Annotated in this window: 25 protein-coding genes; 15 read left to right on the plus strand and 10 right to left on the minus strand. The window is 66.0% G+C overall.

The window, feature by feature from the left end:
- The 8 genes from LXE91_RS27125 (at window position 1) to LXE91_RS27160 (ending at window position 7,351) form a co-directional block, all read left to right on the plus strand.
- Complete coding sequence (locus LXE91_RS27125) at window positions 1-405, plus strand: hypothetical protein (RefSeq protein ID WP_039354038.1); 405 nt, start codon at window positions 1-3, stop codon at window positions 403-405.
- Window positions 406-494: 89 nt separating this feature from the next.
- Window positions 495-776, plus strand: coding sequence for a hypothetical protein (locus LXE91_RS27130; protein WP_039354040.1), 282 nt, complete (start codon window positions 495-497; stop codon window positions 774-776).
- Window positions 773-2,269, plus strand: coding sequence for a TolC family protein (locus tag LXE91_RS27135; RefSeq protein WP_039354043.1), 1,497 nt, complete (start codon window positions 773-775; stop codon window positions 2,267-2,269). Before LXE91_RS27130 ends, LXE91_RS27135 begins: the two co-directional genes overlap by 4 nt.
- 1 nt (window position 2,270) lies before the next feature.
- Complete coding sequence (locus LXE91_RS27140) at window positions 2,271-3,566, plus strand: multicopper oxidase family protein (RefSeq protein ID WP_039354046.1); 1,296 nt, start codon at window positions 2,271-2,273, stop codon at window positions 3,564-3,566.
- A gap of 68 nt (window positions 3,567-3,634) precedes the next feature.
- Window positions 3,635-3,982, plus strand: coding sequence for a copper-binding protein (locus LXE91_RS27145; protein WP_039354048.1), 348 nt, complete (start codon window positions 3,635-3,637; stop codon window positions 3,980-3,982).
- Between the two features lie 14 nt (window positions 3,983-3,996).
- A complete protein-coding gene (gene copC / locus LXE91_RS27150) occupies window positions 3,997-4,377 on the plus strand; it encodes a copper homeostasis periplasmic binding protein CopC (RefSeq protein WP_039354604.1) in 381 nt (126 codons plus the stop codon).
- Window positions 4,374-5,315 (plus strand): CopD family protein, encoded by a 942-nt coding sequence (locus tag LXE91_RS27155; RefSeq protein ID WP_039354050.1) that lies wholly within the window; start codon window positions 4,374-4,376, stop codon window positions 5,313-5,315. The genes copC and LXE91_RS27155 overlap by 4 nt, the downstream gene beginning before the upstream one ends.
- 221 nt (window positions 5,316-5,536) lie before the next feature.
- On the plus strand, window positions 5,537-7,351 hold the full coding sequence (locus LXE91_RS27160) for an ExeM/NucH family extracellular endonuclease (protein ID WP_039354052.1): 1,815 nt from the start codon (window positions 5,537-5,539) through the stop codon (window positions 7,349-7,351).
- A 246-nt stretch (window positions 7,352-7,597) separates the two neighbouring features.
- Here LXE91_RS27160 and LXE91_RS27165 read toward each other — a convergent pair whose 3' ends face one another.
- Window positions 7,598-7,828, minus strand: coding sequence for a hypothetical protein (locus LXE91_RS27165; RefSeq protein WP_235442649.1), 231 nt, complete (start codon window positions 7,826-7,828; stop codon window positions 7,598-7,600).
- Window positions 7,829-8,062: 234 nt separating this feature from the next.
- Here LXE91_RS27165 and LXE91_RS27170 point away from each other — a divergent pair, with 234 nt between their 5' ends.
- A complete protein-coding gene (locus LXE91_RS27170) occupies window positions 8,063-9,907 on the plus strand; it encodes a S10 family serine carboxypeptidase-like protein (protein ID WP_039354055.1) in 1,845 nt (614 codons plus the stop codon).
- 53 nt (window positions 9,908-9,960) lie between these two features.
- Window positions 9,961-10,392: a hypothetical protein gene (locus LXE91_RS27175; RefSeq protein ID WP_046196717.1), complete on the plus strand. Its 432-nt coding sequence runs from the start codon at window positions 9,961-9,963 to the stop codon at window positions 10,390-10,392.
- Window positions 10,393-10,472: 80 nt separating this feature from the next.
- Here LXE91_RS27175 and LXE91_RS27180 read toward each other — a convergent pair whose 3' ends face one another.
- Window positions 10,473-11,477, minus strand: coding sequence for a helix-turn-helix domain-containing protein (locus LXE91_RS27180; protein WP_039354057.1), 1,005 nt, complete (start codon window positions 11,475-11,477; stop codon window positions 10,473-10,475).
- A 178-nt stretch (window positions 11,478-11,655) separates the two neighbouring features.
- Here LXE91_RS27180 and LXE91_RS27185 point away from each other — a divergent pair, with 178 nt between their 5' ends.
- Together LXE91_RS27185 and LXE91_RS27190 are read left to right on the plus strand one after the other, a co-directional pair.
- Window positions 11,656-12,903, plus strand: coding sequence for a D-arabinono-1,4-lactone oxidase (locus tag LXE91_RS27185; RefSeq protein WP_039354059.1), 1,248 nt, complete (start codon window positions 11,656-11,658; stop codon window positions 12,901-12,903).
- 33 nt (window positions 12,904-12,936) lie between these two features.
- Window positions 12,937-13,716, plus strand: a complete 780-nt coding sequence (locus tag LXE91_RS27190) for an SDR family NAD(P)-dependent oxidoreductase (protein WP_039354061.1) — start codon at window positions 12,937-12,939, stop codon at window positions 13,714-13,716.
- 81 nt (window positions 13,717-13,797) lie between these two features.
- Here LXE91_RS27190 and LXE91_RS27195 read toward each other — a convergent pair whose 3' ends face one another.
- Window positions 13,798-15,330, minus strand: coding sequence for an amino acid permease (locus LXE91_RS27195; RefSeq protein WP_039354064.1), 1,533 nt, complete (start codon window positions 15,328-15,330; stop codon window positions 13,798-13,800).
- A gap of 356 nt (window positions 15,331-15,686) precedes the next feature.
- The gene (locus LXE91_RS27200; protein ID WP_039354066.1) at window positions 15,687-16,697 is read right to left on the minus strand and encodes a GlxA family transcriptional regulator; all 1,011 of its coding nucleotides are present in this window, start codon (window positions 16,695-16,697) and stop codon (window positions 15,687-15,689) included.
- A gap of 88 nt (window positions 16,698-16,785) precedes the next feature.
- Here LXE91_RS27200 and LXE91_RS27205 point away from each other — a divergent pair, with 88 nt between their 5' ends.
- Complete coding sequence (locus tag LXE91_RS27205) at window positions 16,786-17,889, plus strand: DJ-1/PfpI family protein (protein ID WP_039354069.1); 1,104 nt, start codon at window positions 16,786-16,788, stop codon at window positions 17,887-17,889.
- Between the two features lie 79 nt (window positions 17,890-17,968).
- On the opposite strand, the gene LXE91_RS27210 is transcribed toward LXE91_RS27205, so the two are convergent.
- A complete protein-coding gene (locus tag LXE91_RS27210) occupies window positions 17,969-18,913 on the minus strand; it encodes a hypothetical protein (protein ID WP_039354072.1) in 945 nt (314 codons plus the stop codon).
- Between the two features lie 139 nt (window positions 18,914-19,052).
- Window positions 19,053-20,132 carry an alcohol dehydrogenase catalytic domain-containing protein gene (locus LXE91_RS27215; RefSeq protein WP_039354076.1) on the minus strand — a complete coding sequence of 360 codons (1,080 nt, stop codon included), beginning with the start codon at window positions 20,130-20,132 and terminating at the stop codon, window positions 19,053-19,055.
- Between the two features lie 111 nt (window positions 20,133-20,243).
- Between LXE91_RS27215 and LXE91_RS27220 the strand changes: the two genes are divergently transcribed.
- Window positions 20,244-21,035: a helix-turn-helix transcriptional regulator gene (locus LXE91_RS27220; protein WP_039354079.1), complete on the plus strand. Its 792-nt coding sequence runs from the start codon at window positions 20,244-20,246 to the stop codon at window positions 21,033-21,035.
- 100 nt (window positions 21,036-21,135) lie between these two features.
- Here the strand turns inward: LXE91_RS27220 and LXE91_RS27225 are convergent, their stop codons facing one another.
- Complete coding sequence (locus LXE91_RS27225; RefSeq protein ID WP_039354081.1) at window positions 21,136-22,632, minus strand: aminotransferase class V-fold PLP-dependent enzyme; 1,497 nt, start codon at window positions 22,630-22,632, stop codon at window positions 21,136-21,138.
- 115 nt (window positions 22,633-22,747) lie between these two features.
- On the opposite strand from LXE91_RS27225, the gene LXE91_RS27230 reads away from it, so the two are divergent.
- Window positions 22,748-23,446: an NIPSNAP family protein gene (locus tag LXE91_RS27230; RefSeq protein WP_223274265.1), complete on the plus strand. Its 699-nt coding sequence runs from the start codon at window positions 22,748-22,750 to the stop codon at window positions 23,444-23,446.
- Between the two features lie 254 nt (window positions 23,447-23,700).
- On the opposite strand, the gene LXE91_RS27235 is transcribed toward LXE91_RS27230, so the two are convergent.
- The 3 genes from LXE91_RS27235 to LXE91_RS27245 all read right to left on the minus strand — a co-directional run bounded on the left by LXE91_RS27235 (window position 23,701) and on the right by LXE91_RS27245 (window position 25,714).
- The gene (locus LXE91_RS27235) at window positions 23,701-24,033 is read right to left on the minus strand and encodes a TrfB-related DNA-binding protein (RefSeq protein ID WP_172625574.1); all 333 of its coding nucleotides are present in this window, start codon (window positions 24,031-24,033) and stop codon (window positions 23,701-23,703) included.
- Window positions 24,034-24,291, minus strand: coding sequence for a PAAR domain-containing protein (locus LXE91_RS27240; protein ID WP_076841403.1), 258 nt, complete (start codon window positions 24,289-24,291; stop codon window positions 24,034-24,036). It lies immediately after the preceding gene.
- Between the two features lie 79 nt (window positions 24,292-24,370).
- Window positions 24,371-25,714 carry a hypothetical protein gene (locus LXE91_RS27245; RefSeq protein ID WP_039354089.1) on the minus strand — a complete coding sequence of 448 codons (1,344 nt, stop codon included), beginning with the start codon at window positions 25,712-25,714 and terminating at the stop codon, window positions 24,371-24,373.
- Window positions 25,715-25,730: the final 16 nt, after the last annotated feature.

Genomic DNA, 25,730 nt, shown 5'->3' on the forward strand with positions numbered 1-25,730 from the left:
ATGTCGTACTGGCGCAAATTCCTCGTCGTCGTGCTGCTGGCGCTGAGCCTGCCGATCCAGTCGTTCGCGGCTGTGTCGATGGCGTGTGCGGGCGCGGATGTGGTCGTGGCAATGCCGCACGTGGAAGACGGCGCACGCACCGATGACAGGGTCGCGCCGCATGCGATGTCGAGCGCGCACGGTGGCCAGCATGAAGACGAGCACACGGACGACGTCCATGCGCGACACGCACAGCCGTGTTCCGCATGCGGGTCCTGCTGCATCGGTGGCGGCATGGCGGACTTCCCCGCGACGCCCGTTGCGTCGGGTATCGGTATCGCGCTCGCCTCTTTCGCTCCGACGCCGGTCGTCGTGTCGTTCCTGACCGGCGGCATCGACCGGCCGCCGCGCCGGCTGCTCGCCTAGCCCGTGCCCGCGGCCCGATCGGCCGCGCTCTGCAATCCGCTCCGGCAGCGGCATCACGCCCGCCGGACGACTCACGACGAAACCTGTTCATGCCATTGACTACTGCGGCGCTGCTCGGCGCGGCGGCCCTCGTGCCGTCGCTCGCGCTTGCGCAAACCCCGTTGCCCGATCCCGCGGACGCTGCCGCCGCGGTGCCGGATATCACCGTGACATCCGTATTCGACAGCTACCGGCCGTATCGGGACGACGAAGGCCCCGGCTGGAAACATCTGAACCGCGACGTGATGGAACGGCCCGCGAAAGGACGGTCGACGGGCGGCACGGCCGGAAGCGGCGCCGCCCATTCGAAGCACGGAGGCGCCGCGCCATGACGATGCTTGCGATATCGCCGAGGATCGGCGCGGCCGCGGCCGTGCTGGCCTTCCTCGCGGGCTGCACGACGTTTTCGAAGGACGGCGGCTTCGACGCGGTTTCGTCCGCCGCGTCGGAACGCATCGGGAAAGACGCGGTCGTGGTCAGAACCGACGCCGACCGCGAAGCCGTCGACAAGCGCACGAAGGAGCTGCTTTCAAAGCCGCTGTCGATGGACGACGCGGTGCAGGTCGCGCTGCTGAACAACCGCGGGCTGCAGGCTTCGTATGCGGAGCTGGGCCTGTCGGAAGCCGATCTCGTCCAGGCCGGCCGGCTGCCGAACCCGCGCTTCGCGTTCAGCCGCACCCGCGCCGGCGACGGCGAGCTGACGCTCGGCCGCACGTTCTCGGCGAACGTGTTCGCGCTGCTGACGATGCCGCTCGCGACGAACATCGAACGCCGCCGCTTCGAGCAGACCAGGCTGGAGACGGCCGACGCGATGCTGAAGGTCGCAGCCGACGCACGTCGCGCGTACGTCGAGGCCGTCGCTGCCGAGCAGGCCGCGAACTATGCGCAGCAGGTGCGCGATGCCGGGAGCGCGGCCGCCGAACTCGCGCTGCGCATGCGGCAGGCCGGCAATTTCAGCCGCCTCGATTACGCGCGCGAGCAGGCGTTCCATGCCGATGCGGTTGCGCAGCACGCGAAGGCACGCCAGCAGGCCGTCGCCGCGCGCGAGAAGCTCACGCGTGCGATGGGCCTGTGGGGCGAACGCACGCGGTACGCGCTGCCCGAGCGCCTGCCGGACCTGCCGAAAGCGCGGCCGAACCTGCCCGATCTCGAACGGTTCGCGATGAGCAACCGCTTCGACATCCAGGCCGCGAAGCTGCAGACGCAGGGCGTCGCGTCGTCGCTCGGGCTGAGCAAGGCGACGCGCTTCGTCAATGCGGTCGACCTCGGTTACGTGAACAACTACGAGACCGGCAAGGGTCACGAGCACGGCTACGAGATCAGCGTCGAGATCCCGCTGTTCGACTGGGGCGGCGCGAAGGTTGCACGCGCCGAGGCCGTCTACATGCAGTCGGCGAACCGGCTCGCGAAGACGGCGATCGACGCACGCTCCGAAGTGCGCGAATCGTATGCGGCATACGTAACGAGCTACGACGTCGCGACCCACTATCGCGACGAAGTCGTGCCGCTGCGCAAGACGATCTCCGACGAACTGCTGCTGCGCTACAACGGGATGCTCGCGAGCGTGTTCGAACTGCTCGCCGATGCGCGCGAACAGGTCGGCGCGGTCAACGGCTACATCGATGCGCTGAAGGACTACTGGCTCGCCGAAACCGATCTGCAGATGGCCGTCGGAGGCCGGCTGCCGTCCGACGGTGCCACGCCGCGCGCGACGCAACCCGCCCAACCCGAACCCGCTTCAAACGCCGACGCTGCGCCGCAGCCGGCATCCACCCCCGCGGCGCAACCGGCGCCCGCGACACAACCGCATCCGGAAGGTCATTGACATGGTGTCCCGTCGACAATTTCTCAGCGGCTCGGGCGCCGCGCTGCTGGGCGCCGCGATGGTCAGCAAGGCCGGCGCCGCGTCGCTGCCCGAAGCGCCCACGATGGCGAAAGCGGCGACGCAGCCGCCGCTCGTGCCGCCGAACGGCCGCCCCTACACGCCCGTCGCGACGCTGAACGGCTGGACGCTGCCGTGGCGGATGAAGAACGGCTGGAAGGAGTTCCACCTGACGGCCGAGCCCGTCGTGCGCGAGATGGCGCCCGGCATGAACGCGAACCTGTGGGGCTACAACGGCCAGTCGCCGGGCCCGACGATCGAGGCCGTCGAAGGCGACAAGGTGCGCATCTTCGTGACCAACCGGCTGCCCGAGCACACGACGATCCACTGGCACGGGCTGCGGCTGCCGAACGGGATGGATGGCGTCGGCGGCCTCACGCAGCCGCATATCCCGCCCGGCAAGACCTTCGTCTACGAGTTCCAGCTGGAAGCGCACGGCACGTTCATGTATCACCCGCACGCCGACGAGATGGTGCAGATGGCGATGGGGATGATGGGCATGTTCATCGTGCACCCGAAGGATCGCGGCACGATGCCGGTCGATCGCGATTTCGTGTTCCTGCTCGCCGCGTACGACATCGATCCGGGCAGCTACACGCCGCGCGTGAACGAGATGACGGACTTCAACATGTGGACCTTCAACTCGCGCGTGTTCCCGGGCATCGATCCGCTGCCGGTGCGAGCGGGCGACCGCGTGCGGATTCGATTCGGCAACCTGACGATGACGAACCATCCGATCCACCTGCACGGCTACAGCTTCGAAGTCGCGGGCACCGACGGCGGGTGGATTCCGCCGGCCGCGCGCTGGCCGGAAGTGACGGCCGATGTCGCGGTGGGCCAGATGCGCGCGATCGAGTTCACCGCCGATCGCCCGGGCGACTGGGCGTTCCACTGCCACAAGTCGCATCACACGATGAATGCGATGGGCCACCAGGTGCCGAACCTGATCGGCGTGCCGCAGAAGGATCTCGCGCAGCGCATCGGCAAGCTCGTGCCCGACTACATGGCGATGGGCAGCACGGGCGGCGCGATGGGCGGCATGGAGATGCCGTTGCCCGACAACACGCTGCCGATGATGACGGGCACGGGCCCGTTCGGGCCGCTGGAGATGGGCGGCATGTTCACGGTCTGCAAGGTGCGGCAGGGGCTCGGCCGCAACGACTATCGCGATCCGGGCTGGTTCCGGCATCCGAAGGGGACCGTCGCGTACGAGTACACCGGCGAACTGCCGGACGGTTGAGCAGCAGCATACGGCGGCTGCGTGAATGCAGCCGCCGGTTTCGTTTCATTTATTCGGGAGTCGACACGATGAAGAAGGGACTGGTTTCGATGGCAACGGGTTGTGCATTGGCGTTTTCCGCGGCGTCCTACGCGGCCGGCGACATGGCCGGCATGGACATGAGCGGCGGCGCGACGCAGGCAGCCGCGGCGCAACAGGGCATGTCGCACGGCGAAATCCGCAAGGTCGACACGGCCGCCGGCAAGCTGACGATCAAGCACGGCCCGCTGGACAACCTCGGGATGGACGCGATGACGATGGTGTTCAAGGTGAAGGACCCGGCGATGCTGTCGCAGGTGAAAGCGGGCGACAAGATCGACTTCGTCGCGGAAGACGTGGGCGGCGCGCTGACCGTCGTCGAACTGAAGAAGCCGTGACGCGGAGCGTGCACATGAAGATGACGAACCTCACGCGGCTGGCCGCGATCGTCGCGACCGGCGCGATGCTCGCTGCGGCACCGCTCGCGGCAGCCGCGCACGGCAAGCTGGAACGTGCCGCGCCGGCGACGGGCAGCACGGTCGACATCGCGCCCGACACGGTGCGGCTGACCTTCAACGAAGACCTCGAACCGGCGTTCAGTTCGGTGAAGGTAGCGGATGCGAACGGCAACGCCGTCACGCAGGACACGGCGAAGGTCGATGCGGCGAACCCGCGCGTGATGACGCTCGCGATGCCGAAGCTCGCGCCCGGCGCGTACACGGTGCAGTGGGCGGCGATGACGGCCGACGCGCATCGCACGAAGGGCACCTATACGTTCCGGGTGAAGGGGTGAACGACGGCCTCGTCGGTCTCCTGCGGCTCGTGTCGGTGGCGATCCAGAACGCCGGGTTCGCCGTCGTCGTCGGCGCGCTGCTCGGCCGCCACTGGCTCGCGCACGGCGCATCCGCGTGGCAGCGCGGCATCGGGCGGCGGCTCGTCGCGACGCTGCGCATCGCGTCCGTCGTATCGCTGGTCGCGAGCATCACCGCGTTCTGGGCGCACTGCGCGCTGATGAGCGAGGTGTCGTTGCTCGACGCGGGGCCGGCCGTCTGCTCGATGCTCGCGGGCACCGGGTTCGGTCATGCGTGGCTGGCCGGCGCGGGGTTCATGCTCGTCGTGGTGGTGCTGTCGTTTGTCCGGCGCGGGAACGACACGCGCTTGCGGTTCGCGATGTGGGCCGCGCTCGCGTGCGTCGCACTCGCGCGCAGCAACGGTGGGCATCCGGTGGATGCCGGGTTGTTCAGCGTGCCGGTGTGGATCGACTGGCTGCATCTGCTGGCGATCAGCGCATGGGTCGGGCTCGTGCTCGTGACGGCAGTCGGCGTGATGCCGAGGCTCGTCGGCATGCCCGCAAGCGAGCGCACGACCGGCGCATCGTTCGTGCAGTCGCTGTCCGATGCGTCGACCTGCGCATTGATCGTGCTGTTCGCGACCGGCGCGTACAACGGCTGGCGCGGCGTCGATACGCCCGCCAACCTGCTCGCGTCGGCGTACGGGCAGATCCTGCTGTTGAAACTCGCGCTCGTGCTGATCGCCGCAGCGCTCGGCGGACACAACCGCTTCTTCGGAATGCCGACTTTGCTGGCCGCGTTGAACGATCCGACCGCCTCGATGCCGGCCAGCGCGTTGAAACGGTTCGGCACAGTGCTGAGGATCGAGGCGGTCGTGCTCGGCGGCGTGCTGATGGTCGCGGCGGTGCTCGTGTCGAGCGCGTTGCCGGGCACGGTGTAGCGGGGCGGCGCGACGCAGCGGCAGCGAAGGCCCGCGGGGGAGTCGCCTCGTTCACGGCGGATTTTCATCAGACGATTTCCCCGCTTTTTCAGGTGCAAACGTGCGCTCGACGGCGATCGCAGCGCGATACCTGAAATTACATCAACCTGTCTCTCGATTACCAAAAACTGTCATTGAGCGCCGCTAAGCTTTCGCCACCCTCACAACCGGGATTCCCCGTCATGCGCTCGACAATCCGCCTCTTCACCCCGCTATTGCTGCTCCCGACGCTCGCTGCGCCGGTTTTCGCCGCCACTGCCGCGCCCGTCAGCCCGAACTGCGGCGGCAGCACGACGCCGATCGCCGATATCCAGGGGCCGGGCGCGCCGTCGCCGCTCGCCGGCCAGAACGTGTCGATCGAAGCGGTCGTCACCGCCGATTTCGGCGGCACGGACGGCTTCGGCGGCTTCTTCGTCCAGCAGGCCGACGCGCAGCGCCGCAACCAGCCGGGCGTGTCCGAAGGGCTGTTCGTCTACGCGCCGAAGGTGCGTGCGACAGCGGGCGACCTCGTGCATGTGACGGGCAAGGTCGAGGAGAAATACGGCCAGACGCAGCTCACGCAGTCGGGGGCGATCGCGGTGTGCGCGAACAACCAGACCGTCACGCCCGTGACGCTCACGCTGCCGGTCGACAGCCCGAACGCGTTCGCCGCGTATGAAGGGATGCGGGTGCGCCTGCCGCAGACGCTGAACGTCACCGACAACTACGAACTCGGCCGCTACGGCAGCGTGATGCTCAGCAACGGCCGCCTGCGCACGCCGACGAGCGTCGTGCCGCCCGCCCAGGCGCAAACGCAGATCGAGGCGAACGCACGCAACCGGCTGATCCTCGACGACGGCTCGAACAAGCAGAACCCCGCGACCGTGCCGTACCCGGCGCCGGGCCTGTCGGCCGCGAACACGCTGCGCGCGGGCTACACGGTGCGCGACGTCGAAGGCGTGCTCGAAGTGCGCTACGGCGCATGGCGCGTGCAGCCGCTGCCGGGCGCGGCGGTGCCGGCATTCGACGCGCGCACGAACCCGCGCACCCAAGCACCGGCGCGCGATCCGAAATCGAACCTGCGCGTGGCGTCGTTCAACGTCCTGAACTACTTCAACGGCAACGGTCTCGGCGGCGGTTTCGACGATCCGAACAATCGCGGTGCGAAGAACTTCCAGGAATTCCAGCGCCAGGAAGCGAAGATCGTCAGCGCGCTGAAGGCGATCGACGCCGACGTGATCGGCCTGATGGAAATCCAGAACAACGGCTACGGCGAACTGAGCGCCGTGCGCCAGCTCGCGGCGAAGCTCGGCACCCAATGGCGTGTCGTCGATCCGGGCGTGTCGCGCCTCGGTGGCGATGCGATCACGGTCGCGATGATCTACGACAGCCGCAAGGTCGAACCGGTCGGCCGCGCGGCCACGCTCGCGATCGACGACAAGAACCGCCAGCCGCTCGCGCAGTCGTTCCGGCTGGTCAACGGCAACAAGCAGTCGCTGACGGTGGCCGTGAACCACCTGAAGTCGAAGAACTGCCCGGACGCCGCGAACGACGATCTCGACCAGGGCGACGGCCAGGGCTGCTGGAACCCGACCCGCACGCGCGCGGCGGCGAAGGTGGCCGACTGGCTCGCCGGCAACCCGACGGGCGTCGCAGGCCAGGGCGTGCTGCTGATCGGCGACTTCAACAGCTACACGTACGAAGACCCGATCCGCACGCTCGAATCGCGCGGCTACCGCAACCTCGTCGCGCGCTGGATCGGCGCGAATGCGTACAGCTACGTGTACAACGGCGAAGCCGGCTACCTCGATCACGCGCTCGCGACGCTGCCGCTCGCGTCGCACGTGAAGGCCGTGCATGAATGGCACATCAACGCGGACGAGCCGCTCGCGCTGCAGTACACGCTCGCGTACAAGTCGGCGGAGCAGCAGAAGACGTTCTACGCGCCGGATGCGTATCGTTCGTCGGATCACGATCCGGTGCTGATCGATATCGCGCTGCCGGGCGGAGGGAAGTAACGGCGGATTGAAGGCGGAAGAATCGCGGCGTGCGGCGAGGCTGCATGTCGCGCTTCATCGCGACCGGAAGCGCCGGCAGGAGAAAGGGTAAATAATTCCGCTGATTTTTTGAGAATTGGAAAAATCGGTATTTTATGGATGACGCGATGCGGATAAGCGCAGCGATTGAAGAATGATTGAAGTGACTTGAATCATTGAGTGGCAGTCCACGCCTGCCGTCACGCTGAATTAATCGATTCCGGATAATTAAAATGAAAGAATAATTCCGGCGATCTGAAGGCTTTCGAGGTGCAACACCAACACCGGTAAAGGATTGCCGGTTGTGCGACAAAAGCGGCGGATTCGGCCGATTAGTGTCGATGGAGCGCGCAATGCGCGCATAATCCCGTTTTCTTTCAATCGCCAGACACTGTCCGCCATTAGCATCATTGCGGGTTTTTTAATATCCGAATGATCTTTGACAACGCGGCGCAGCACCGCCTATTTTTGTGTTGTCGTAAATTTGGGTCATATAAAAGTTGTCCAGACTGCAGGGGGCGTCCGAGCACCATTCTCGCCAGCAGTTTGCAGTGTCTGTATCAAGTTCAGTCTCTTAGAAGTCCAATCCCCAACCGCCGACTGCCGACCGTGCAACGCGAGTGGCGGGTCGGCCTGCGCGTTTCGCAGGCGTTGGCGGCCTTTGTGATGCGGTATCCGAACCAAAGGACAGAGATGAAACCAGACAGGAGCTGTACCGGCAGCCGCCGTGGCCGTCACGGCCGGTTGGCCGGGCTAGGTGCATTGACCGTCATGACACTGGCGCTCGCGGCATGCGGCGGCGACGATTCGTCGTCCGTCGGTGCGTCGAGCCTCGCGCAGGCCACCGCCAGCCAGCAGGCCAGCGCGCAACAGGCGGCCGGGCAGACGCCGGCCAACCAGCCGTACGTCGACCCGGTCGCGTATTCGATGAATGCGACCGACGGCCTGGCACCCGGGCAGGTGTCCGAGAAAACCGCCGTCATGCATTACCAGTGGAAAAACGGCGGCACGACCGTCAACTACACGACGACGACCGGCCACCTGACCGCGCAGGACGCGAACGGCAATGCGGAAGCGTCGATGTCGTATGTCGCGTACACCGCGCCGAGCACGAACGGCAAGCCGCGCCCGGTCACGTTCGTCTATAACGGCGGCCCCGGCTCGTCGTCGATCTGGCTGCGGCTCGGCTCGTTTGCGCCGACCCGCGTGGCCACGCCCGATCCGCTGTTCGGCAGCAACTGGCCGAACTATCCGCTCGTCGACAACGCCGAAAGCCTGATCGACACCACCGACCTCGTTTTCATCGACCCGCCCGGCACCGGGCTGTCGGAAGCCGTGTTGCCGAACACCAACCAGAAGTACTGGGGTTCCGATGCGGACGTGAACATCATGCGCGACTTCATCCAGCGCTACCTGAACGTCAACAGCCGCGGCACGTCACCGATCTACCTGTACGGCGAATCGTACGGCACGCCGCGTACCGACATGCTCGCGCTGGCGCTCGAATCGGCCGGCGTGCACCTGACGGGCATCGTGCTGCAGTCGGCGATCCTGAACTACTTCGCGGATGCGGTGGAAGCCGTGGCGATCACGCAGTCGACGGAGGGGCTGCTGCTCGAGACCGATACCGTGGCCGGCTACCTGCCGGGCTATGCGGCGGTCGCGGCGTACTTCAACCAGGTTTCGCCGGCACCGGTGAACCAGGATCTGTACGCATTCCAGACGGAACTGTTCACGACGCTGATCTACAACCAGTTGCAGAAGTACTCGCAGTCGTGGGTGTTGAGCCAGCTCGGCATTCCGGATGCGCTCGGCACGCCGGTGTTCCCGAGCGACGCGACGCTCAGGCTGTGGTCGATCCCGTCGAGCCTCACGCAGCAGGCGCTGCGCGGCTACTTCAACGCGAATCCGTTCGGCACGAGCCTGCTGCCCGGCACGACGATCGGCCGGTATGACGGACGCGTGTCGTTGCCGAATTCCGATCCGCGCCTGCAGAACGACGGCGACCCGTCCGACATCCTGATCTCGCAGCCGTTCACGAACGCGCTCGCGACGCAGATGCCGGATTACCTCGGCTACACCGCACCGAACGCGACGTACCTGCCGCTGAACGACAACATCATCGGCGTATGGGACTTCACGCACGACGGCCAGCCGATGCCCGACACGATCCCCGATCTGCTCGGTGCGCTGCAGCTCAACCCGAAGCTTCGCGTGCTCGCGGAGAACGGCTTCCACGACCTCGCGACGCCGTTCTTCAACACCGAGAAGCAACTCGCGCGGCTGCAGACGGTGAAGGGCCTGAATCCGAAGCTGCAGGTGAACTTCTTCCAGGGCGGCCACATGATCTACCTGGACGACGTCGCCCGTCCGCAGATGAAGCGGGACCTGAAGACGTTCTACAAGGGGGCGCGGATTCCGACGGCGCTGACGCTGCACACGTTGCCGCCGCCGTGGCCGGATGAAAACCCGCCCAGCGTACCGACCGGCAGCGTCCCGGGCGCGACCGCCGGAACGACGCTGGCTGCGGCCCCGTGAGCGACCCAGAGCGACGGACTCCTTGTCAAAGGAACCCTCTATTCATCCATTGAATGCGAGTGATCATGTCCCTAATCAAATTGATGCGGCGTATGTCTCCGTTGATCGTCCTCGGTGCCGTGACGAGCAGTGCCTACGCGTTGCCGCCGCAGGCGGTCGCACCGGTGAAGCTGCCGCACGGCGGGCGCGGTGTCGACGGTCCGTTCTTTCCGGCCACGAAAGCGGCGCCGGTGTTGCCGTCGACCGGCGCGACGCTGCAGCAGCAGGCGCAGCAGCGTGTCGATGCGCGGCTCGGCGCCAATACGGTGCTGAGCAACGGCGCAGCCGTGACGAAGGCGCAGGCGCAGAGCAGCGGTCTCGGCTTCGTGTCGAAGCACTTCGACGAGATCGATGCGAAGCACACCGGCCGCGTGACGATGAGCGATGTGCGGCAGTTCATCCAGCAGCGGCAGGTGCAGGCGCAGCAGGAACAGCAGGACGAGTGACGTAGCAGGCAGGGCGGCGGCCGGTGCGGACTCCTGCGCACCGGCCGCCGGAAGGTGAACGACAGGGGGAACGACAGGCGCTAGAGGGCCTGGCGCGCGTAGCGCTTCGCGGTGGCCGACGGCAGTTCGCCGAACATCGCGCGATAGTCCTGCGCAAAACTGCTCAGGTGCCAGAAGCCCCACTTGGTGGCCGCGGACGTCACGGAGCCGCCGAGCCGAAGCTCGCGGCGCACGTGGTTCAGCCGCACGGCCCGCAGGTACGCGATCGGGTTCAGGTTCAACGTATCCTGGAACGCGTATTGCGCGGTGCGCCGGCTGACGCCGAGTTCCACGCACAGCTCGGCGATCGACAGCGGGCAGGTCGATGCGTCCTGCAGCCGCTCCCGCACCGCATTGACCAGCGACCAGTATTTCGTCGGGCGCACGATCTGCGCGCCGGATTCCGGCGTGGCGGCCGTCATCACTTCCGAGATCGCGTACAGCACGGTGCGTTCGAGCAGTTCGATCCTGTCCTGCGTCGTCGCGTCGTCGACGCGTGTGGTCTTGACGGCGGCGGCCAGTGTCTGGCGCAGCAGGTCGCGCAGGTGATCGGCCACACCGGTCGCCATCGGGATCACCGGCGCGTGGGTTTGCGCGCGCAGCGACGCGGCCACCGAGCGCAGTGCCTGCGTCGACAGTTTCTCCGGCTCGATTTCGACGTTCACGAGCAGATGGCGGTCGGGCGAATAGAACTCGAATTGCGGCTGGCTGGAAAACACGTGCAGGCTGTCGCGCCCGCTCTTCTCGCCGCACAGGCGCGCATGCCCTTCCAGTTCCAGCGGCACGGCCACGGCGATCCGCTCCGTCGGCACCGCGCCTTGCTGCAGGATGACCTTGTCGAGATCCTCGACCAGCAGCTTGATGCCGCCCAGCGACACGATCGACGACGAACCATGAAACCGCCCGCCCGAGATCTGCGTGTAGTTCATGTTCCAGCCGTCGAACGAGCGCGCCTGCTCCTCCACGTCGGTGAACGCGCAGAACGTGACCGTTCGCGCGAACAGTGCGTTGCCGGAGAAATCGCTCGGATGGGCAGACGGCGTCATCGAGGGCGGAGGGCGGGAACGGGCGGGCCGGATCGATTTATTCTAGTCGCTCGCCGCGCCGGTCAAAAATGCGCCGGACGGGCGTCGCCTCGCCAAAACCCTGACTTGCCGAAATCCGATAGTGGAAAACCTTTCGGCACCCTATCGTTGGCACCAATACGACGCTGGAGAGACGGTGATGGAACTTCCCCGTGGCGGATTCTGGAGAAACTGGGTCGGCAATCAGTCGTGCGTGGCCGCGCACCTGGCGTCGCCGGCGAGCGAGGACGAGATCGCGGCGCTGGTGCATGCCGCGGCGCGGCAAGGCAAGCACGTGCGATGCGCGGGGTCGGGGCACTCGTTCACGCCCGTGGTGGCCACCAGCGGCCTGCTGCTGTCGCTGCAGGATTACCAGGGCATCGTCGATGTCGACGAAGCACGCAAGCGCGTGACCGTGAAGGCCGGCACGAAGATCAATGCGGTGACGCGCCATCTGAAGGAACTCGGCCTGTCGCTCGTCAACCAGGGTGACATCGATTCGCAGGCGATTGCCGGCGCGCTGGCCACCGGCACGCACGGCACGGGGGCGACGCTGAGCAACCTGTCGTCGCAGGTCGTCGGGATGCGCATCGTGCGCCCGGACGGCTCGATCATGACGGTCAGCGACCGGCAGGATCTCGACCTGCTGCATGCGACGCAGGTGAACATCGGGATGTTCGGCGTGGTGTCGGAGATCACGCTGCAGGTGACCGATGCGTTCTGGCTGCACGACCGCGTGTGGCGCGAGGACTTCGACGCGCTGATGGAGCAATACGACGACCTGGCCGCGAAGCACCGGCATTTCGGCTTCTTCTGGTGCCCGACCTCCGCCAGCCGCGATCTCTACTGCCTGCCCGACACCACGAAGGTGTCGAATTCGAAGAAGGACTACGACGTGTGCGAGATCAAGGTGATGGATATCACCGACGCGCGCACGTTCCACGAAGGCGAGCACGAGAAGATCGCCTACAGCTCGGAGGTGTACGCGATCCACTACGTGCCGAACTTCCACGAGCTCGAGTACGCGGTGCCCGCGCACCACGGCAAGGAAGCGCTGCGCCGCGTGCGCGAGCTCATCCTCACGAAACACCGCGACTGCATTTTCCCGGTCGAGTATCGCTTCACGAAGGGGGATCCGGCGTGGATCAGCCCGTTCAACCACCAGGACAGCGTCACCATCTCATGCTCGGGCGGGCCGAACGGTGTCGACTACTGGCCGTTCCTGAAGGACGTCGACACGATCCTGCGCGACTACGGCTCGCGTCCTCACTGGGGCAAGCTGCATTTCACGAACCGCGAGGATGTCGATCGCTGGTTCCCCAAGGCCGAAGCGTTCCGCGCGCTGCGTCGCAGCGTGGACCCCGAAGGCACCTTCCTCAACGATCACCTGCGGACGCTGTTCAGTTGAGCAGACCGAACGAACCAGACTGGAGAACGAAGCATGAATGTCAAGATTGACGGCCGCCTGGCCGGCAAGGTCGCGATCGTGAGCGGCGGCGCCGGCGGCTGCGGCGGCGCGGCGTCGGAACTGTTCGCCGCCCAGGGCGCGAAGGTCGCGATCATCGACCGCGACGGCGACGCAGCCGAAACGCTTGCGTCCCGGCTGCGCGACGCAGGCCTGCAGGCGATCGGCCTCGGCGCCGACGTGTCGAAACAGGTGGAAGTCCAGCAAGCCGTGAGCGCCGCGCGCGAGCAGTACGGCAATGCGGACATCCTGTTCAATCACGCCGGCACGCTGATCGTCAAACCATTCCTCGACATCGAGGAGTCGGAATGGGACTGGCTGATGGGCGTGAACGTGAAGAGCATGTTCCTGATGACGAAGGCGGTGCTGCCGCAGATGCTGGAGAAGGGGCGCGGCAGCATCGTCTGCACGTCGTCGATTTCGGCCGTGTGCGCGACACCGGGCGAAGTGCTGTACGACGCGACCAAGGGCGCGTGCCACATGTTCGCGCGGGCGATTGCGGTCGAGTATCGCGACCGCGGCATTCGTTGCAACGCGCTCGCGCCGGGGTTCATCCGCACGCCGCACGGGATGCGCGAACTTCGGGATCTGCAGGCGATGGGTGTCGACGCGACCGAGGCGGCGATCGCGGTGCAGCAAGGCCGCCTGTGCGAACCGTCGGAAGTCGCGGCCGCCGCGCTGTTCCTCGCGTCCGACGAGTCGAGTTTCGTCAACGGCACGCACCTGTTCGTCGACAACTGCTTCTCCGCCGTCTGATTCTCGCTTTACGTTGCGACAAAAACCGACTCGCGGCACGAAGCCGGCGAGTCGGTTTTTTTCAGCCTGCTTCGAAACGCGTCAGACAGTCGGATCGACGTTCGCCTCGAGTTCGCGGATGCGGTCGAGATTACGCGTGTCCTTCAGCACCGGCGGCCCCGCGAACGTGTTGCGCACGCCGAAGCCATACCAGATCACCATCAGCACCGCGACGAAACCGACGAGCACGTACAGCACCTTCTCGTTCGGCGGCTGGATGCCGACGTACGCGAGCACGCAGGCGCCGACCAGCGCGAGCAGCGCACACGGCTTCGACCAGATCCCCAGTTGAAACGGGCCCTTGTCGGTCCACGAGCGGCCTTCGGCCAGCATCCCGGAGCCGATCGGCATCGCATACGAGATGAACAGGAACACCGCGCTGCCGGCGCTCAGAACCGAGAACGCATCGCCGTACAGCGTGACGACGATCGCGAGCACCGCACATGTCCAGATCGCGGGGCCGGGCGTCCGGTGCGTCGGGTTCACGCTGCGCAGCAGCTTCGACGCCGGCAGCCCGCCGTCGCGTGCAAAGGCGTACACCATCCGCGACGTCGACATGATCGCGGCGAGCCCGCATACGTAGTTGATGAAGAACATCGCGAGTTCGAGCGTGACGCGCAGCGTCTTCGGAATCGGCGCGAGAATCGCTTCGAAAAATCCGGTGCCCTGCTTCATGCTGGCGGTCAGGTCGGGCATCACCAGCACGAACGCGCACACCATCACGTAGCCGAACACCGCGGACCAGAACACCGACCCGATGATGCCGCGCGGCACGTTTTTGGCCGCGTCGTGCGTCTCTTCCGACGTGTGCGCGGAAGCATCGAAGCCGGTGATCGTGTAGGTCACGAGCAGCAGGCCGGACAGGAACGCGAGCGGCGTGGCCTGCTTCGGCCACGCGCCGCCGTCGACGCCGGTGAAATTGGTGAACGTCACCAGCCGATGCGCATCGAACGCGACCGGCGAGTAGACGAGCAGCGACACCACGAGCGCGATCGTCACCACGAAGATGAGATAGCCCGACAGGTCGGTGATCCTGCTCGCGATCCGGATGCCGCGCGCATTCAGGATTGCCTGCGAGATCGTGATGAACGCGATGAACGCCGTCTGGTGCCACCAGGTCAGGCTGTCCGGGCTGACGCCGAACATCGGCGCGATCAGCGTCTTGAAGAACGGATCGTAGGTGCCGAAATTGATCGCGGCGATCACGAAGATCAGGCCGAGCAGGTTGAGCCATGCCGTCATCCACCCCCATTTCTTCCCGCCGAGGATCGCGCCCCAGTGATAGAGGCCGCCGGCCGTCGGAAACGCGGACGCGATTTGCGACATCGACACCGCGACGATCAGCGCGAACAGCGAGCCCAACGGCCAGCCGAGGCCGATCGAGGCGCCGCCGGTGGCGGAAAACGCGAGCTGGAACGCGGTGATGCCGCCCGACAGGATGCAGATCACGGAAAACGACACCGCGAAGTTCGAGAAACCGCTCATACGTCTCGACAGTTCCTGCGCATAGCCCATCTTGTGCAGCAGGCTTACGTCACTGTCGGTGCCTGAATCAGGCTGGAGTTTTGCATCCATGGTCGCTCCGTCACGAATGTCCTGCGTGGCAGGACCGTCATCGCCGCCCGGGCCAGGCAAGCCGGCCCGCTCCTGGGATTCGTCGGCGGCTCGCGATGCCGTGTCGAGCGGCCATCGCTTTCCAGTCCGATGCGAGAACGGTATGAAATCAAATCTCCCGGCTCTATCAGATTTCGGCAATCCAGTAAAAAACCGGACGGATGCACCGGAACAGGGCTCGTCGCACCGTTTCGTCGCCGGGAGGACAGGGCGCGTGACGAATGCGCGGCGGTGGCGACGGGTGGTCGCCGGATCGCCGAATCGCCGAATCGCCGCCAGGCAAGCCGCCCCGGACGCACGCGGGAACCGGGGACGGCCTACTCCGTTTGCGACATGTCGCGTCGCGATCCGAAGCGGGCGCGATAGTCGCGCGGCGATACACCCACCTGTTTCGCGAACGCGCGCTGCAGCGCGTCGACGCTGCCGAATCCCGACCGCTCGGCGATGCGTTCGAGCGGCCAGTCGGCCCGCTCCAGCAGCGCTTTCGCGCGCTCGACGCGTGCTGCCAGGACGAACTGCGCGGGCGATCGTCCGGTCTCCTTGAGGAAATTGCGCGCAAACGTGCGTTCGCTCATGTGCATCCGCGCGGCCAGTGCGGCGACGCCGAGATCGCCGGCCGGATCGTCGGCGATCTCGGCGAGCAGGGTGCGCATGCGCGGCGTCGCGTTGGCCAGCGTGCCGAGCCCGACGCTGAACTGCGCCTGTCCGCCGGGACGGTGCATGAACAGCACGAGTTCGCGTGCGACCGCGAGCGCGGTCGGCGCACCGCAATCCGCCTCGACGAGTGCAAGACACAGATCGATGCCGGCCGTCACGCCGGCCGACGTGTGGAACGGCGGATCGCTGACGTAGATCGCGTCCGGTTCGATCCGCGCGTCGGGACACAGCGCCTGCAGCATCGCGCACTGGTTCCAGTGCGTGGTCGCGCGCCTGCCGTCCAGCCATCCGCCGGCGGCCAGCACGAACGCGCCCGTGCAGATGCTCGCGATGCGCCGCGTGTCCGCGATCCGCGTGCGCAGCCACGGCAGCACGCCGGCTTCCGACGCGGCGTGGCGCAGCGCCGCTTCATCGCCGCCGGCGACGATGATCGTGTCGATCCGCTCCGGCAGTGCCGCGAGCGCGGCCGTGCCGGCGAGGCGCAGGCCCGCGTGCGTGACGATGTCGTCCCCGTGTTGCGACGCGAGCGTGAGCCGGTACGGCATGGCGTGGCCGGGAAGGTGACGGTTCGCGACCGCGAACACTTCCATCGGGCCCGTGATGTCGAGCGACTGGACGCCTTCGAAGCCGACGACGACGATGTCGCGCGCCGGGCAGGTTGACTGGGACATGGCGGAAAGTGCGGTGGAGTTGTCCTTGTGACCGCGAGCATGATCCTTGTAATTTTCCGGACATGCAATCGACGGATGCGGGTGAACGATGCGGGGATGGAAGACAGGCGGGGCAGTGCTGCTCGTGTGCGCGATGCTGGGCGCGTGTGCGGCGGGGTGGCATGTGCCTGCGGTGGCGGAGGATGCGCCGCCGGTCGCACAAGCGCTCATGATCGGCGCGCCGAAAGCGGGCCGCACGCGGCCGCTCGTGGCGATCGTCGCGGACAACGCCGGAACGGAGACGACCGATTTCATCGTGCCGTACGCGATGCTGAAGGCGTCCGGGGCGGTCGATGTCGTCGCCGTATCGGCCGACGAAGGTGAGGTCGAACTGATGCCCGCGCTGCGCATGCTGGCCGATACGACGTTCGACCGGTTCGATGCCGCGACCGCTGCGGGGGCCGACGTGGTCATCGTGCCCGCGCTGCACCGCGCGGACAGCCCGGCCGTACTGGCATGGTTGCGCAAGCAGGCCGCCGCCGGCGCGACGATGGTGGCGATCTGCGAGGGCGCGGAAGTGCTCGCGAATGCGGGCCTGTTGCGGCAGCGCACGGCGACGTCCCACTGGTATGCGCGCGACGGCCTGCGCCGGCGCTTTGCCGATACGACGTGGGTCGACGATCGCCGCTATGTGATGGACGGCAACGTCATGACGACGACTGGCGTGTCGGCATCGATTCCCGCTTCGCTGGCGTTGGTGAATGCGCTGGCCGGGCCGGCAGCGGCGCGCGAGACTGCGCGGCGCGTCGGCGTGCACGCGTGGAGCGACGTTCACGACGGTAGCCGGTTTGCGTTGACTGCGCGTGCGGTGGCGGTCGCGCTGACGAACCGCGTCGCGCTCTGGCGGCACGAGACGTTTGATCTTCCGGTAGAAACCGGGTTCGACGAGCTTGCGGTTGCGTTGACCGCCGACGCGTGGGCGCGGACCTGGCGCAGTGACGTCGTCGCGACGGCTGACGCGCGCGTGATCGAGTCGAAGTACGGGCTGCGGTTGCTGGCGCAGCCGGCGAACGTCCGGCACGCGCGCATGACGATGTCGGCTGACCGGCGCGGCGAAGCGGTGCTGCCCGGTGTGCTCGACGACATCGCGGCACGCTATGGCGATACGACCTCGGGCTGGGTCGCGCTGCAACTGGAGTATCCGAAGCAGTAGCCGTCGTGCGCGGCGTGCTGGTCGAGCCCGACCCATACCGTCCCAGGCGTTCGGCGCCGCTCGACAGGGGCGATGACGTCTATACCGGGTCTTCGTCTTCCAGCGGGCGCTGCGGGCTGTCCTTCGGAACGGGCGGGCACGCCTTGCGGATGTCGATTGGCACCCACGCTTGATTCGGAATGCGTGCAGCGAAATGCGCCGACGAGGAACCCGGTGCGCGTGAGGGGACTTTCGTCGCGTTGTTCGGGGTAGTGACGACATAATCGCCAGAGAAAGGCGCGATCTGCGTGACGAAGATCCCGCCTTTGGCGCGCGACGCATAGCCCGGCGGCGCGAAGCCCGGGCCGCCCGGACCGGTATGGCCGCTGTCGTCGGGGTCGATGTACTCGACGACGAAGGTGCATTCCGACAGGTAGTCGAGGTCGGTCGACAGGCGTTCTTCCGCGCGATCGGTGTGATCGAACATGTAGAACAGATGAAGCGACAGACCAGGGTGATCCTGACCGAATTGCCTGAAGAGGCGTCCGCACGACAGGCAAGGCAGCCGCTCGGTCAACAGGATGAGATGCGCCGGGGTGCCGCTTGCAATATTGCACCGCTGGATCGCATGCGAAAGCGCATTCAGAAGTGGTACTTCCGAGCATTCGGGGCTGCCGCATGTCGGGTGATACCGGGCCGGTTCGAAGCAGTCGTCCGGCGTGCCATACACCGCTTTCATGTTCACTGCGTGATCGCCCTCCCGGCTTTTCAGGACGTATGCGTCGACACCCTTCGGCGGGAAATAGTCGCCAGTGCCGCTCACGCCGACCCACTGGTCGCCCATCGCCCAAGTGGCGCCGACGCACCACAGCCGAAGCATCGCGAAGTTGCGGTTCAGATTCTTGGGCTCATGCATGAGATCGTTCGATGGCAGGTCAAGGTGCTTTCGCCACCCCACCTGCCGGATGGCCCGCATCTGCATGACCATGCCGGTGACCAACTCGCGGCCGATATCGCTTTCGATGAATGCAGCGCTGGAAGACATGGGTTCTCTCGCGTGATGTTTTTTGAATGTGCTGGGCGCCACGTCCGGAGGTTGCAGCGGAAGGGCGGTGCCGCCGCTTGCATACTCGTCGAGATATCCCGGTTTCGTCAAATGCGGGGAGGGCTGCCGTGCGCCAACGCTACGGCGTGATCACCGTCATCCTGAACGGCCCGCCATGCGCCGCTGCATGCGTAACGGCATCGTTCGCCTCATCGAGCGTGAACCGCGTCACGTCGAAAACCCCGAGGTCGAGCAGCCCGCCGCGGACGAGCCCCGCCATCAGCGTCACGGCTTCGGTCGGGTACATCCACTTGCCGCGCAGCGTGATGTCGTTGCGCATGATCCACGGGTACGGCAACTCGAGCCCCGCGCCGCCGAGCATGCCGACGCCGCCCATCAGCACCACGCGCCCGTAGGGCCGCACCGCCATCACGGCGGCGCGCACCGTCGTCGCCGGCACCGACGGCGGCATCAGGTCGATCACGCAGTCGATCGGCCCCGGCGCCGCCTTTTGCATGATGGCGCGATCCGTCGCTTCGTCGCCGGTCAGCTCGACGGGGCGTACACGTTCGCCGAAGCGGCGCGCGAGATCGGCGAGCACACCTGCATTGCGGCCGGGCGCGACCACGCACTGCGCGCCCATCGCCAGCGCCACTGCGACGCATGCGCTGCCGAAGTGGCCGGTCGCACCGCTCACGAGCACGATCTCGCCCGCGCGCAGATCGGACGCGAGCAGCCCGCCGTATGGCACGAGCAGCGTATTGAGCGCGCACCAGCGCGCGGCGTCGGCCGGTGCGATATCGCCGATGCGCACCGCGTTCTCGGTCGGCACGCGCACCCGTTCGGCAAACGGCCCATCGTGGAAATGGCGCTGCAACTGCTGGCCGCCTTCGCCGCGTGCGCTCCAGCCCTGCAGCACGATGTCGGGCATCCGTGCATCGTCGCGCGAGCGCACGGTCGGATCGCAGAACACCCAGTCGCCCGGCCGCAACTGTGTCGCATCGGGGCCGCTTTGCCGGACCCGGCCGATTGCGCCGCAGCCGGGCACGATCGGCAGCGCGATCGGATAGCGGCGCTCGCCGCTGAAGACTTCATGCGCATAGGGCAGCACCGGCGTGGCGACCACATCCACGATGACCTCGCCGGTGCCGAGCACCGGGTCCGGCATTGTTTCGATCGCGAGCGGCATGCCGAGCGACTTCAGAATCGCAGCTTTCATGAGGCTTCCTGACGGGTGGGGGGCGGGCCGATTCTGGCAGGCTTAGAATTCGCAACAAGGCCCGGCACGAACCCAGGATTGCCCGATACCACCCTGCACGGAGCACACCCGATGACCGTCACCCCGCGAACCCCGTTCGGCGATTTCCTCCGCTCGCGGCGCAAGAAGCTGCGCCCGGACGCCGTCGGCCTGCACGACGGCCCGCGCCGGCGCACGCCCGGCCTGCGGCGCGAGGAAGTCGCAGAACTGGCCGGCATCGGCGTCGACTGGTACGTACGGCTCGAACAGGGGCGCGACGTCAGCCCGTCGGAGGCGACGCTCGATGCGCTGGCGCGCGCGTTGCGGCTGGACAAGGCCGAGGCCGCCCACCTGCGCGCCCTCGCGCGGCGCGACGCATCACGGGCATTCGTGCCGGAGCGGGTGCCGCCGTCCATCGCGCGGCTCGTGGTGAACCTGAACCAGCCCGCCTACGTGACCGGGCGGCGCTGGGACATCCTCGTGTGGAATGCCGCGGCGGCCGACCTGCTCGGCTTCGACCGGCTCGCGCAAGCCGACCGCAACATCCTCGTCTACATGTTCGTCGAGCCGCACGCCCGTGAGCTCTTCGCCGCGAGCTGGTCCGACGAGGCGCGCCGGATGATCGCGTTGTTTCGCGCGAGCCACGATCTCCATGCGAGCGATCCGGCGTTCATCGCGCTGGTGGCGCGCTTGCGCACGAGCAGCAGCGAGTTCGCGCAATGGTGGGATGCGCATGACGTGCGCAGCGGCGTGTCGGGGCAGAAGGTGTTCGCGCATGCGCGACAGGGCGTGCAGCGCTACGAATACGCGACGTTCCAGGCGAACGACGATCCCGCGCTGAAGCTGGCGATCTATACGCCGGTCAGCGGGGATGATGGGGAATGAAGTAGCTTCAATTGCCGCCGCCATCCGGCCACGCTTCGAAGTGTCGGCCTTGTGCGTGAATGCCGGTGGCGGGGCGTAATGGGACGATGTTCCTGATCGATCAGACAGAGGCCGGGGCTTCGGCTGTCCGCCGAGCGGACAGCCGGCTCCACAGCAAGCCGGAGCGGCTGCCGCTGCGGCAATACGCGAGCACCGGCTTCTGCAGCGTGTCGATCAGCTCACCGAATGCGTCGATCTCCGCATCGCCGATGCCGTCGCGCTCGACCGGCAGGTAGCGCGCTTCGAGGCCCAGTTCGCGGGCCGCCGCGGCGATTTCGTCGAATGCCGGATGTGCGTCGCCTTCGCCGTCGGGACGGTTGCAGATGACCGAGCGGAAGCCGGCATTGCGGATCGCCTTCAGGTCGGCCGGCGTGATCTGCCGCGACGCGGAGAAGCCGTTCGCCGCCGTCGCGCGACATTGTTCGATCGCGTGGCGGAAACAGGCGATCGCGAAGTCGACGTCCTGCTCCGTCGTGAAGCGGCCGAAGCTCACGCGCACGGTGCGGCCCGCCGTTTCGGCGTCGAGGCCGATCGCGGTCAGCACGTGGGACGGTGCGCCGCTGGTCGAGTTGCATGCGGACGTCGACGACACGGCGAGCGCTTCGCCGAGCATGAACGGGAAGAAGCCCGGCGTGTTCACCGTCAGGCTCAGCGTGTGCGGGATCCGGCGTGCCGTGGCCGCGTTCTGCGTGACGTCGCCAAGTGCGACCAGCGCGTCCGTCAGGCGGGCGCCGAGCGCCGCGATCCGTGCGGCTTCGCCGTCGAGCTTGTCGGCGGCCAGTTCGCATGCAACGCCCATGCCGACGATCTGGTGCGTCGCGAGCGTGCCCGAACGCAAGCCGCGCTCATGCCCGCCGCCATGAATCTGAGCGGCGATCCGGTGCGCGATGTCGCGGCGGACGAACAGCGCGCCGATGCCCTTCGGGCCGTACACCTTGTGCGCGGACATCGACAGCATGTCGATGCCGAGCGCGCGCACGTCGATCGGCGTCTTGCCGAGCGCCTGTGCGGCGTCGACATGGAGCAGCGCGCCCGCGTCGTGCACGATGCGCGAGATTGCGCCAATATCGGTCAGCGTGCCGAGCTCGTTGTTCACGAGCATCAGCGACACGAGGCCCGTATCGGGGCCGATCGCGGCCGCGACCGAGTCGGCGGTGATTTCGCCGTCTCGGGTGGGCGCCAGGAACGTGACCGACGCGCCGTGCTTCGCCAGGTTCGCCATCGTGTCGAGAATGGCCTTGTGCTCGATGCGGCTCGTGATCAGGTGGCGCTTGCCGGTCGCGTTTTCCGCATAGCCCTTCAGCGCGAGGTTGTTCGATTCGGTGGCGCCCGACGTCCAGACGATCTCGTCGGCGTCCGCGCCGATCAGCGCGGCGACTTGCGCGCGGGCCTGCTCGACCTTGTCTTTCGCGAGCCGGCCGGCGGCGTGCGAGCTCGATGCCGGGTTGCCGAAGATGCCGTCGAAGCCGAGGCAGGCCGTCATCGCTTCGATCACGCGCGGATCGGCGGGCGTCGTGGCGGCGTAGTCGAGGTAGTGCAGCGGGGTGGTGTCGCTCATGTCCTTCTCATGCTCGTTTCTTTCGGAATGGAAGAAATGATACGGGGGACAGAAGGGAAAAAGGATCCAAAGTTGGCTGGTGATTCAGCTTGATATGGAATAACGTTTTATAGGAATGTGGATTGGGGGAATTTATTTTTCCTGTGGCGAGCGGGTGCGATGCACGTGTCCGCAGCCCATTTTGCGAGGGATGATCGACATGCAGTATGAACTGACAACGCTGTCGTGTTTGCTGCTGGAGCAGGATGCCGTTTCCGCCGGTGCGCATCGGTGGGTATCGGATCCGGGGGCCGCGGGGCGCCTCCTCGGCGCGTGGCGTTCGGAAATCGGCGAGTTGGGGCAGATCGTCGTGTTGCGAGGCTTCGACGATGCCGACGAACTGCGGCATGAGCGCCGTCGTGCGTTGATGAGCGGCGGGCCGTTCAATATCGACGGTGACCATGTGGGTCTCAGCATGGAAACCTACGAACTCTTTCCGTTCCTGCCCGAGATCGAGCCGTCGAAACTCGGCAGGTTCTACGAACTTCGCCGCTACTGGCTCAAACCGGCCGGGATCGCGCCGACGATCGCCGCGTGGGAGCAGGCCGTCGGCCCGGCCGAAGCCTATACGTCGCATCTCGTCGCGAACCTGTACGCGATCGATGGGCCGCCTCGCATCGCCCATATCTGGGGATTCTCGAGCCTGGAGGAGCGCATGGCATTGCGCGCGCGCCACTATGCGGAAGGGCTTTGGCCACCCAAGGGCGGACCGCAACAGATCGAGCGGGCCACGTCGACGATTTGCCTGCCGGAGGCGTGGTCGCCGCTGTGCTGAACTTTCAATGAATTGCCGATGAGGCCGCCCCGCCTCGTGCTGTCGAGGGCAGCACGAGGCGAAGGCTGGTGCCGGATATTCTCCGCCAGTCTCAGGGATGGAATGCCGGCCGGCCTGAGGGCCGAATTACGGCGTCGGCACGCCGGCACGCAACGCGATCGTCGCGTACCGGGCCGCATCCGGAATGATCGAAAACTTCATGTGACGTAAAAACCGTTATGAATTGGGTTCGAGAAGTCCCGGGTGGGAATCGATCAGGTTGCCGTATCTTGTTCATTCTGATTCGCCAATCGATATGCATCCCGCACCCATGCCTGGAGTGCGGGCTCATATCTGGCCGGGATCGTGATCGTGAGGGTGGTGAGGCGCGTGCAGTTTGCCGGTAGATCCAGATACCGCTGCCACGCCTTACGTACAAGCTGCGACATCGCGGAACCCGTCATGCCGACTTCCGCCGCCACAGCCCGCTGCGATCGGCCCTTGACGAAAATCTCGTGCAGGGCCCACTGGTTCAAGGGCTTGATTCGTGTATTTTGCATGCGCAACAGACGGAACTGTTCGGCAGTCATGCGTCGGGTCTTTTGCATTCAAACTCGCCCGGAAGTGTGAAGTGAAGAAATCAAGGTCGCGCCGCATGAAGTCTTGTGACCATCGAAGGCAGCGTCTCGACCTTCGACCTTGAAGGCCGCGTCGCCTTCGGCAATCTCGCAAGCGCCATGAATCGGACACGAGCATGGGTCGCCGCTACGAGCGACCGCGCGCCCCATCACCGTGCTTTTTCGGGCGCCGGCTTCGACCCGGCCGCCGTGGGTATGCGTATCTTCTACCCGGATAATTCCCCGCATGGGATTCCGTCCTCCAAGTGGTTTGAGGTCTGACGCGGCGATCACGCTCGGATGAAGCAATTTGCCGCCCCGGTGTGCATCACCACGAATAGCCTTGCATGCCGTAATTTGTGTCGTGTCGGCGTCCCCACCACGGCAGGTAGGCGTTGTTGCCGCCGCGCGCGCGGAACCAGTCCTTGTCGGGGGCGATCGGCGTGAGTTTCGACGGTGGCCGGACGACGACCGCGACCGGGTGCTCCGGATCGGTCGTGCCGGCGACGAGTGCGTTGCCGCCGAAGTGATTGATCCGGCCGATGGCGAGCGCGACGTCGGTCAATGCGCTGCCGGTTCCCATGTCGCCGAGCAGGGCGGCCGTGTTGAAGGTCTGTTTGCGGTAATCGTATTCGGGAAGGATTTCGGTCAAGGTCTGCGCGAGGGCGGCAAGACGTGCCGACGATGCGTCATTGCCTTTACCCGCGTCGTGGACGATGTAGTTGATGTCGGGCGCCGCGATGCCGGCATTGCGCGCCGCTTGGTCGATGGTCGCCTTCCACGCCTGCACAGAGCGCGTCGTGCCGACTTTCTGCGGAAAATCGAGCGTGTTGCCGGTTGCGGCTTTGCCGATCCACGCGAGCGGTTCACGCTCGGTGTTGAAGGTTGGGCCGGCGAGGAACAGCACGACAAGGTTCTCGTTGATCTGTGCGTCCGTGGGCGGGAAGTTGGGTGCGTCCCAGTTCACTACCCAGACGCTCTTGTCGGGGTTCGCCTGCAAGTAGTCCAGTGCGTTGTTCAGGGATGTGAATCCGGTGTTGGGGCCGCCCTGTGTGACTTGTACGTCGGGAGGCGTGTCGCTGCTCCACAAAGTCTTCGGTGACGGCGGGCCGATCTCGAAGTATTCGACAATCTCCTTGGTCAGGATGGCTTTGGCATAGCCTGGTTCGAGCCTGACGGGTATGGCGAGTTCGACGTGAACTCCGGCGAGTTCGCGCCAGTCTTTTGAATTGTCAGGATTAACTGTGTAGAAGTACTTGGAATTTGTCGCGTAACGCGTATGCATCAATCCAAGCGCTTCATTGATGTACTTGTGATAGAAACCTTTAAACGTCTCTTTCCCTTCGTTGCCATATGCAACACCTGCTACTGATTGCAGCGTTGTGAACGACTTCGGGTCGGCTCGTACCATGTCATCGTGCTTGTTCGGTGCGGCGAGTCCTTGGGTCCACAATAATTGCCATTCGGTCGGATAGTCCATGCGTTGCAACGGATTCAACCAGATCAAGCCGACGACCTGCGCGACAAATGGCTTTGCCGGCTCTGCGACAGCCGGCGCCGCATTCGCTACCGGCTCGGGGGCAGGTGCGGAATGTGCCGACCGGATCATAGTCGTCGTGAACAGAAACATCACGAGTGCTGCCAAACTTGGTAAAACTACAAATCGTTTCATCGAATATCCTGCTGCT

This window comes from Burkholderia contaminans, assembly GCF_029633825.1.
Classification (GTDB): domain Bacteria; phylum Pseudomonadota; class Gammaproteobacteria; order Burkholderiales; family Burkholderiaceae; genus Burkholderia; species Burkholderia contaminans.

Bases quoted from the DNA above. Each gene is read 5' to 3' on its own strand.
- LXE91_RS27125 (WP_039354038.1), top strand. From the start codon at position 1: ATGTCGTACTGGCGCAAATTCCTCGTCGTCGTGCTGCTGGCGCTGAGC.
- LXE91_RS27130 (WP_039354040.1), top strand. From the start codon at position 495: ATGCCATTGACTACTGCGGCGCTGCTCGGCGCGGCGGCCCTCGTGCCG.
- LXE91_RS27135 (WP_039354043.1), top strand. From the start codon at position 773: ATGACGATGCTTGCGATATCGCCGAGGATCGGCGCGGCCGCGGCCGTG.
- LXE91_RS27140 (WP_039354046.1), top strand. From the start codon at position 2,271: ATGGTGTCCCGTCGACAATTTCTCAGCGGCTCGGGCGCCGCGCTGCTG.
- LXE91_RS27145 (WP_039354048.1), top strand. From the start codon at position 3,635: ATGAAGAAGGGACTGGTTTCGATGGCAACGGGTTGTGCATTGGCGTTT.
- copC (WP_039354604.1), top strand. From the start codon at position 3,997: ATGAAGATGACGAACCTCACGCGGCTGGCCGCGATCGTCGCGACCGGC.
- LXE91_RS27160 (WP_039354052.1), top strand. From the start codon at position 5,537: ATGCGCTCGACAATCCGCCTCTTCACCCCGCTATTGCTGCTCCCGACG.
- LXE91_RS27170 (WP_039354055.1), top strand. From the start codon at position 8,063: ATGAAACCAGACAGGAGCTGTACCGGCAGCCGCCGTGGCCGTCACGGC.
- LXE91_RS27175 (WP_046196717.1), top strand. From the start codon at position 9,961: ATGCGAGTGATCATGTCCCTAATCAAATTGATGCGGCGTATGTCTCCG.
- LXE91_RS27180 (WP_039354057.1), bottom strand. From the start codon at position 11,477: ATGACGCCGTCTGCCCATCCGAGCGATTTCTCCGGCAACGCACTGTTC.
- LXE91_RS27185 (WP_039354059.1), top strand. From the start codon at position 11,656: ATGGAACTTCCCCGTGGCGGATTCTGGAGAAACTGGGTCGGCAATCAG.
- LXE91_RS27190 (WP_039354061.1), top strand. From the start codon at position 12,937: ATGAATGTCAAGATTGACGGCCGCCTGGCCGGCAAGGTCGCGATCGTG.
- LXE91_RS27195 (WP_039354064.1), bottom strand. From the start codon at position 15,330: ATGGATGCAAAACTCCAGCCTGATTCAGGCACCGACAGTGACGTAAGC.
- LXE91_RS27200 (WP_039354066.1), bottom strand. From the start codon at position 16,697: ATGTCCCAGTCAACCTGCCCGGCGCGCGACATCGTCGTCGTCGGCTTC.
- LXE91_RS27205 (WP_039354069.1), top strand. From the start codon at position 16,786: ATGCGGGGATGGAAGACAGGCGGGGCAGTGCTGCTCGTGTGCGCGATG.
- LXE91_RS27210 (WP_039354072.1), bottom strand. From the start codon at position 18,913: ATGTCTTCCAGCGCTGCATTCATCGAAAGCGATATCGGCCGCGAGTTG.
- LXE91_RS27215 (WP_039354076.1), bottom strand. From the start codon at position 20,132: ATGAAAGCTGCGATTCTGAAGTCGCTCGGCATGCCGCTCGCGATCGAA.
- LXE91_RS27220 (WP_039354079.1), top strand. From the start codon at position 20,244: ATGACCGTCACCCCGCGAACCCCGTTCGGCGATTTCCTCCGCTCGCGG.
- LXE91_RS27225 (WP_039354081.1), bottom strand. From the start codon at position 22,632: ATGAGCGACACCACCCCGCTGCACTACCTCGACTACGCCGCCACGACG.
- LXE91_RS27230 (WP_223274265.1), top strand. From the start codon at position 22,748: ATGTGGATTGGGGGAATTTATTTTTCCTGTGGCGAGCGGGTGCGATGC.
- LXE91_RS27235 (WP_172625574.1), bottom strand. From the start codon at position 24,033: ATGCAAAAGACCCGACGCATGACTGCCGAACAGTTCCGTCTGTTGCGC.
- LXE91_RS27240 (WP_076841403.1), bottom strand. From the start codon at position 24,291: ATGCGGGGAATTATCCGGGTAGAAGATACGCATACCCACGGCGGCCGG.
- LXE91_RS27245 (WP_039354089.1), bottom strand. From the start codon at position 25,714: ATGAAACGATTTGTAGTTTTACCAAGTTTGGCAGCACTCGTGATGTTT.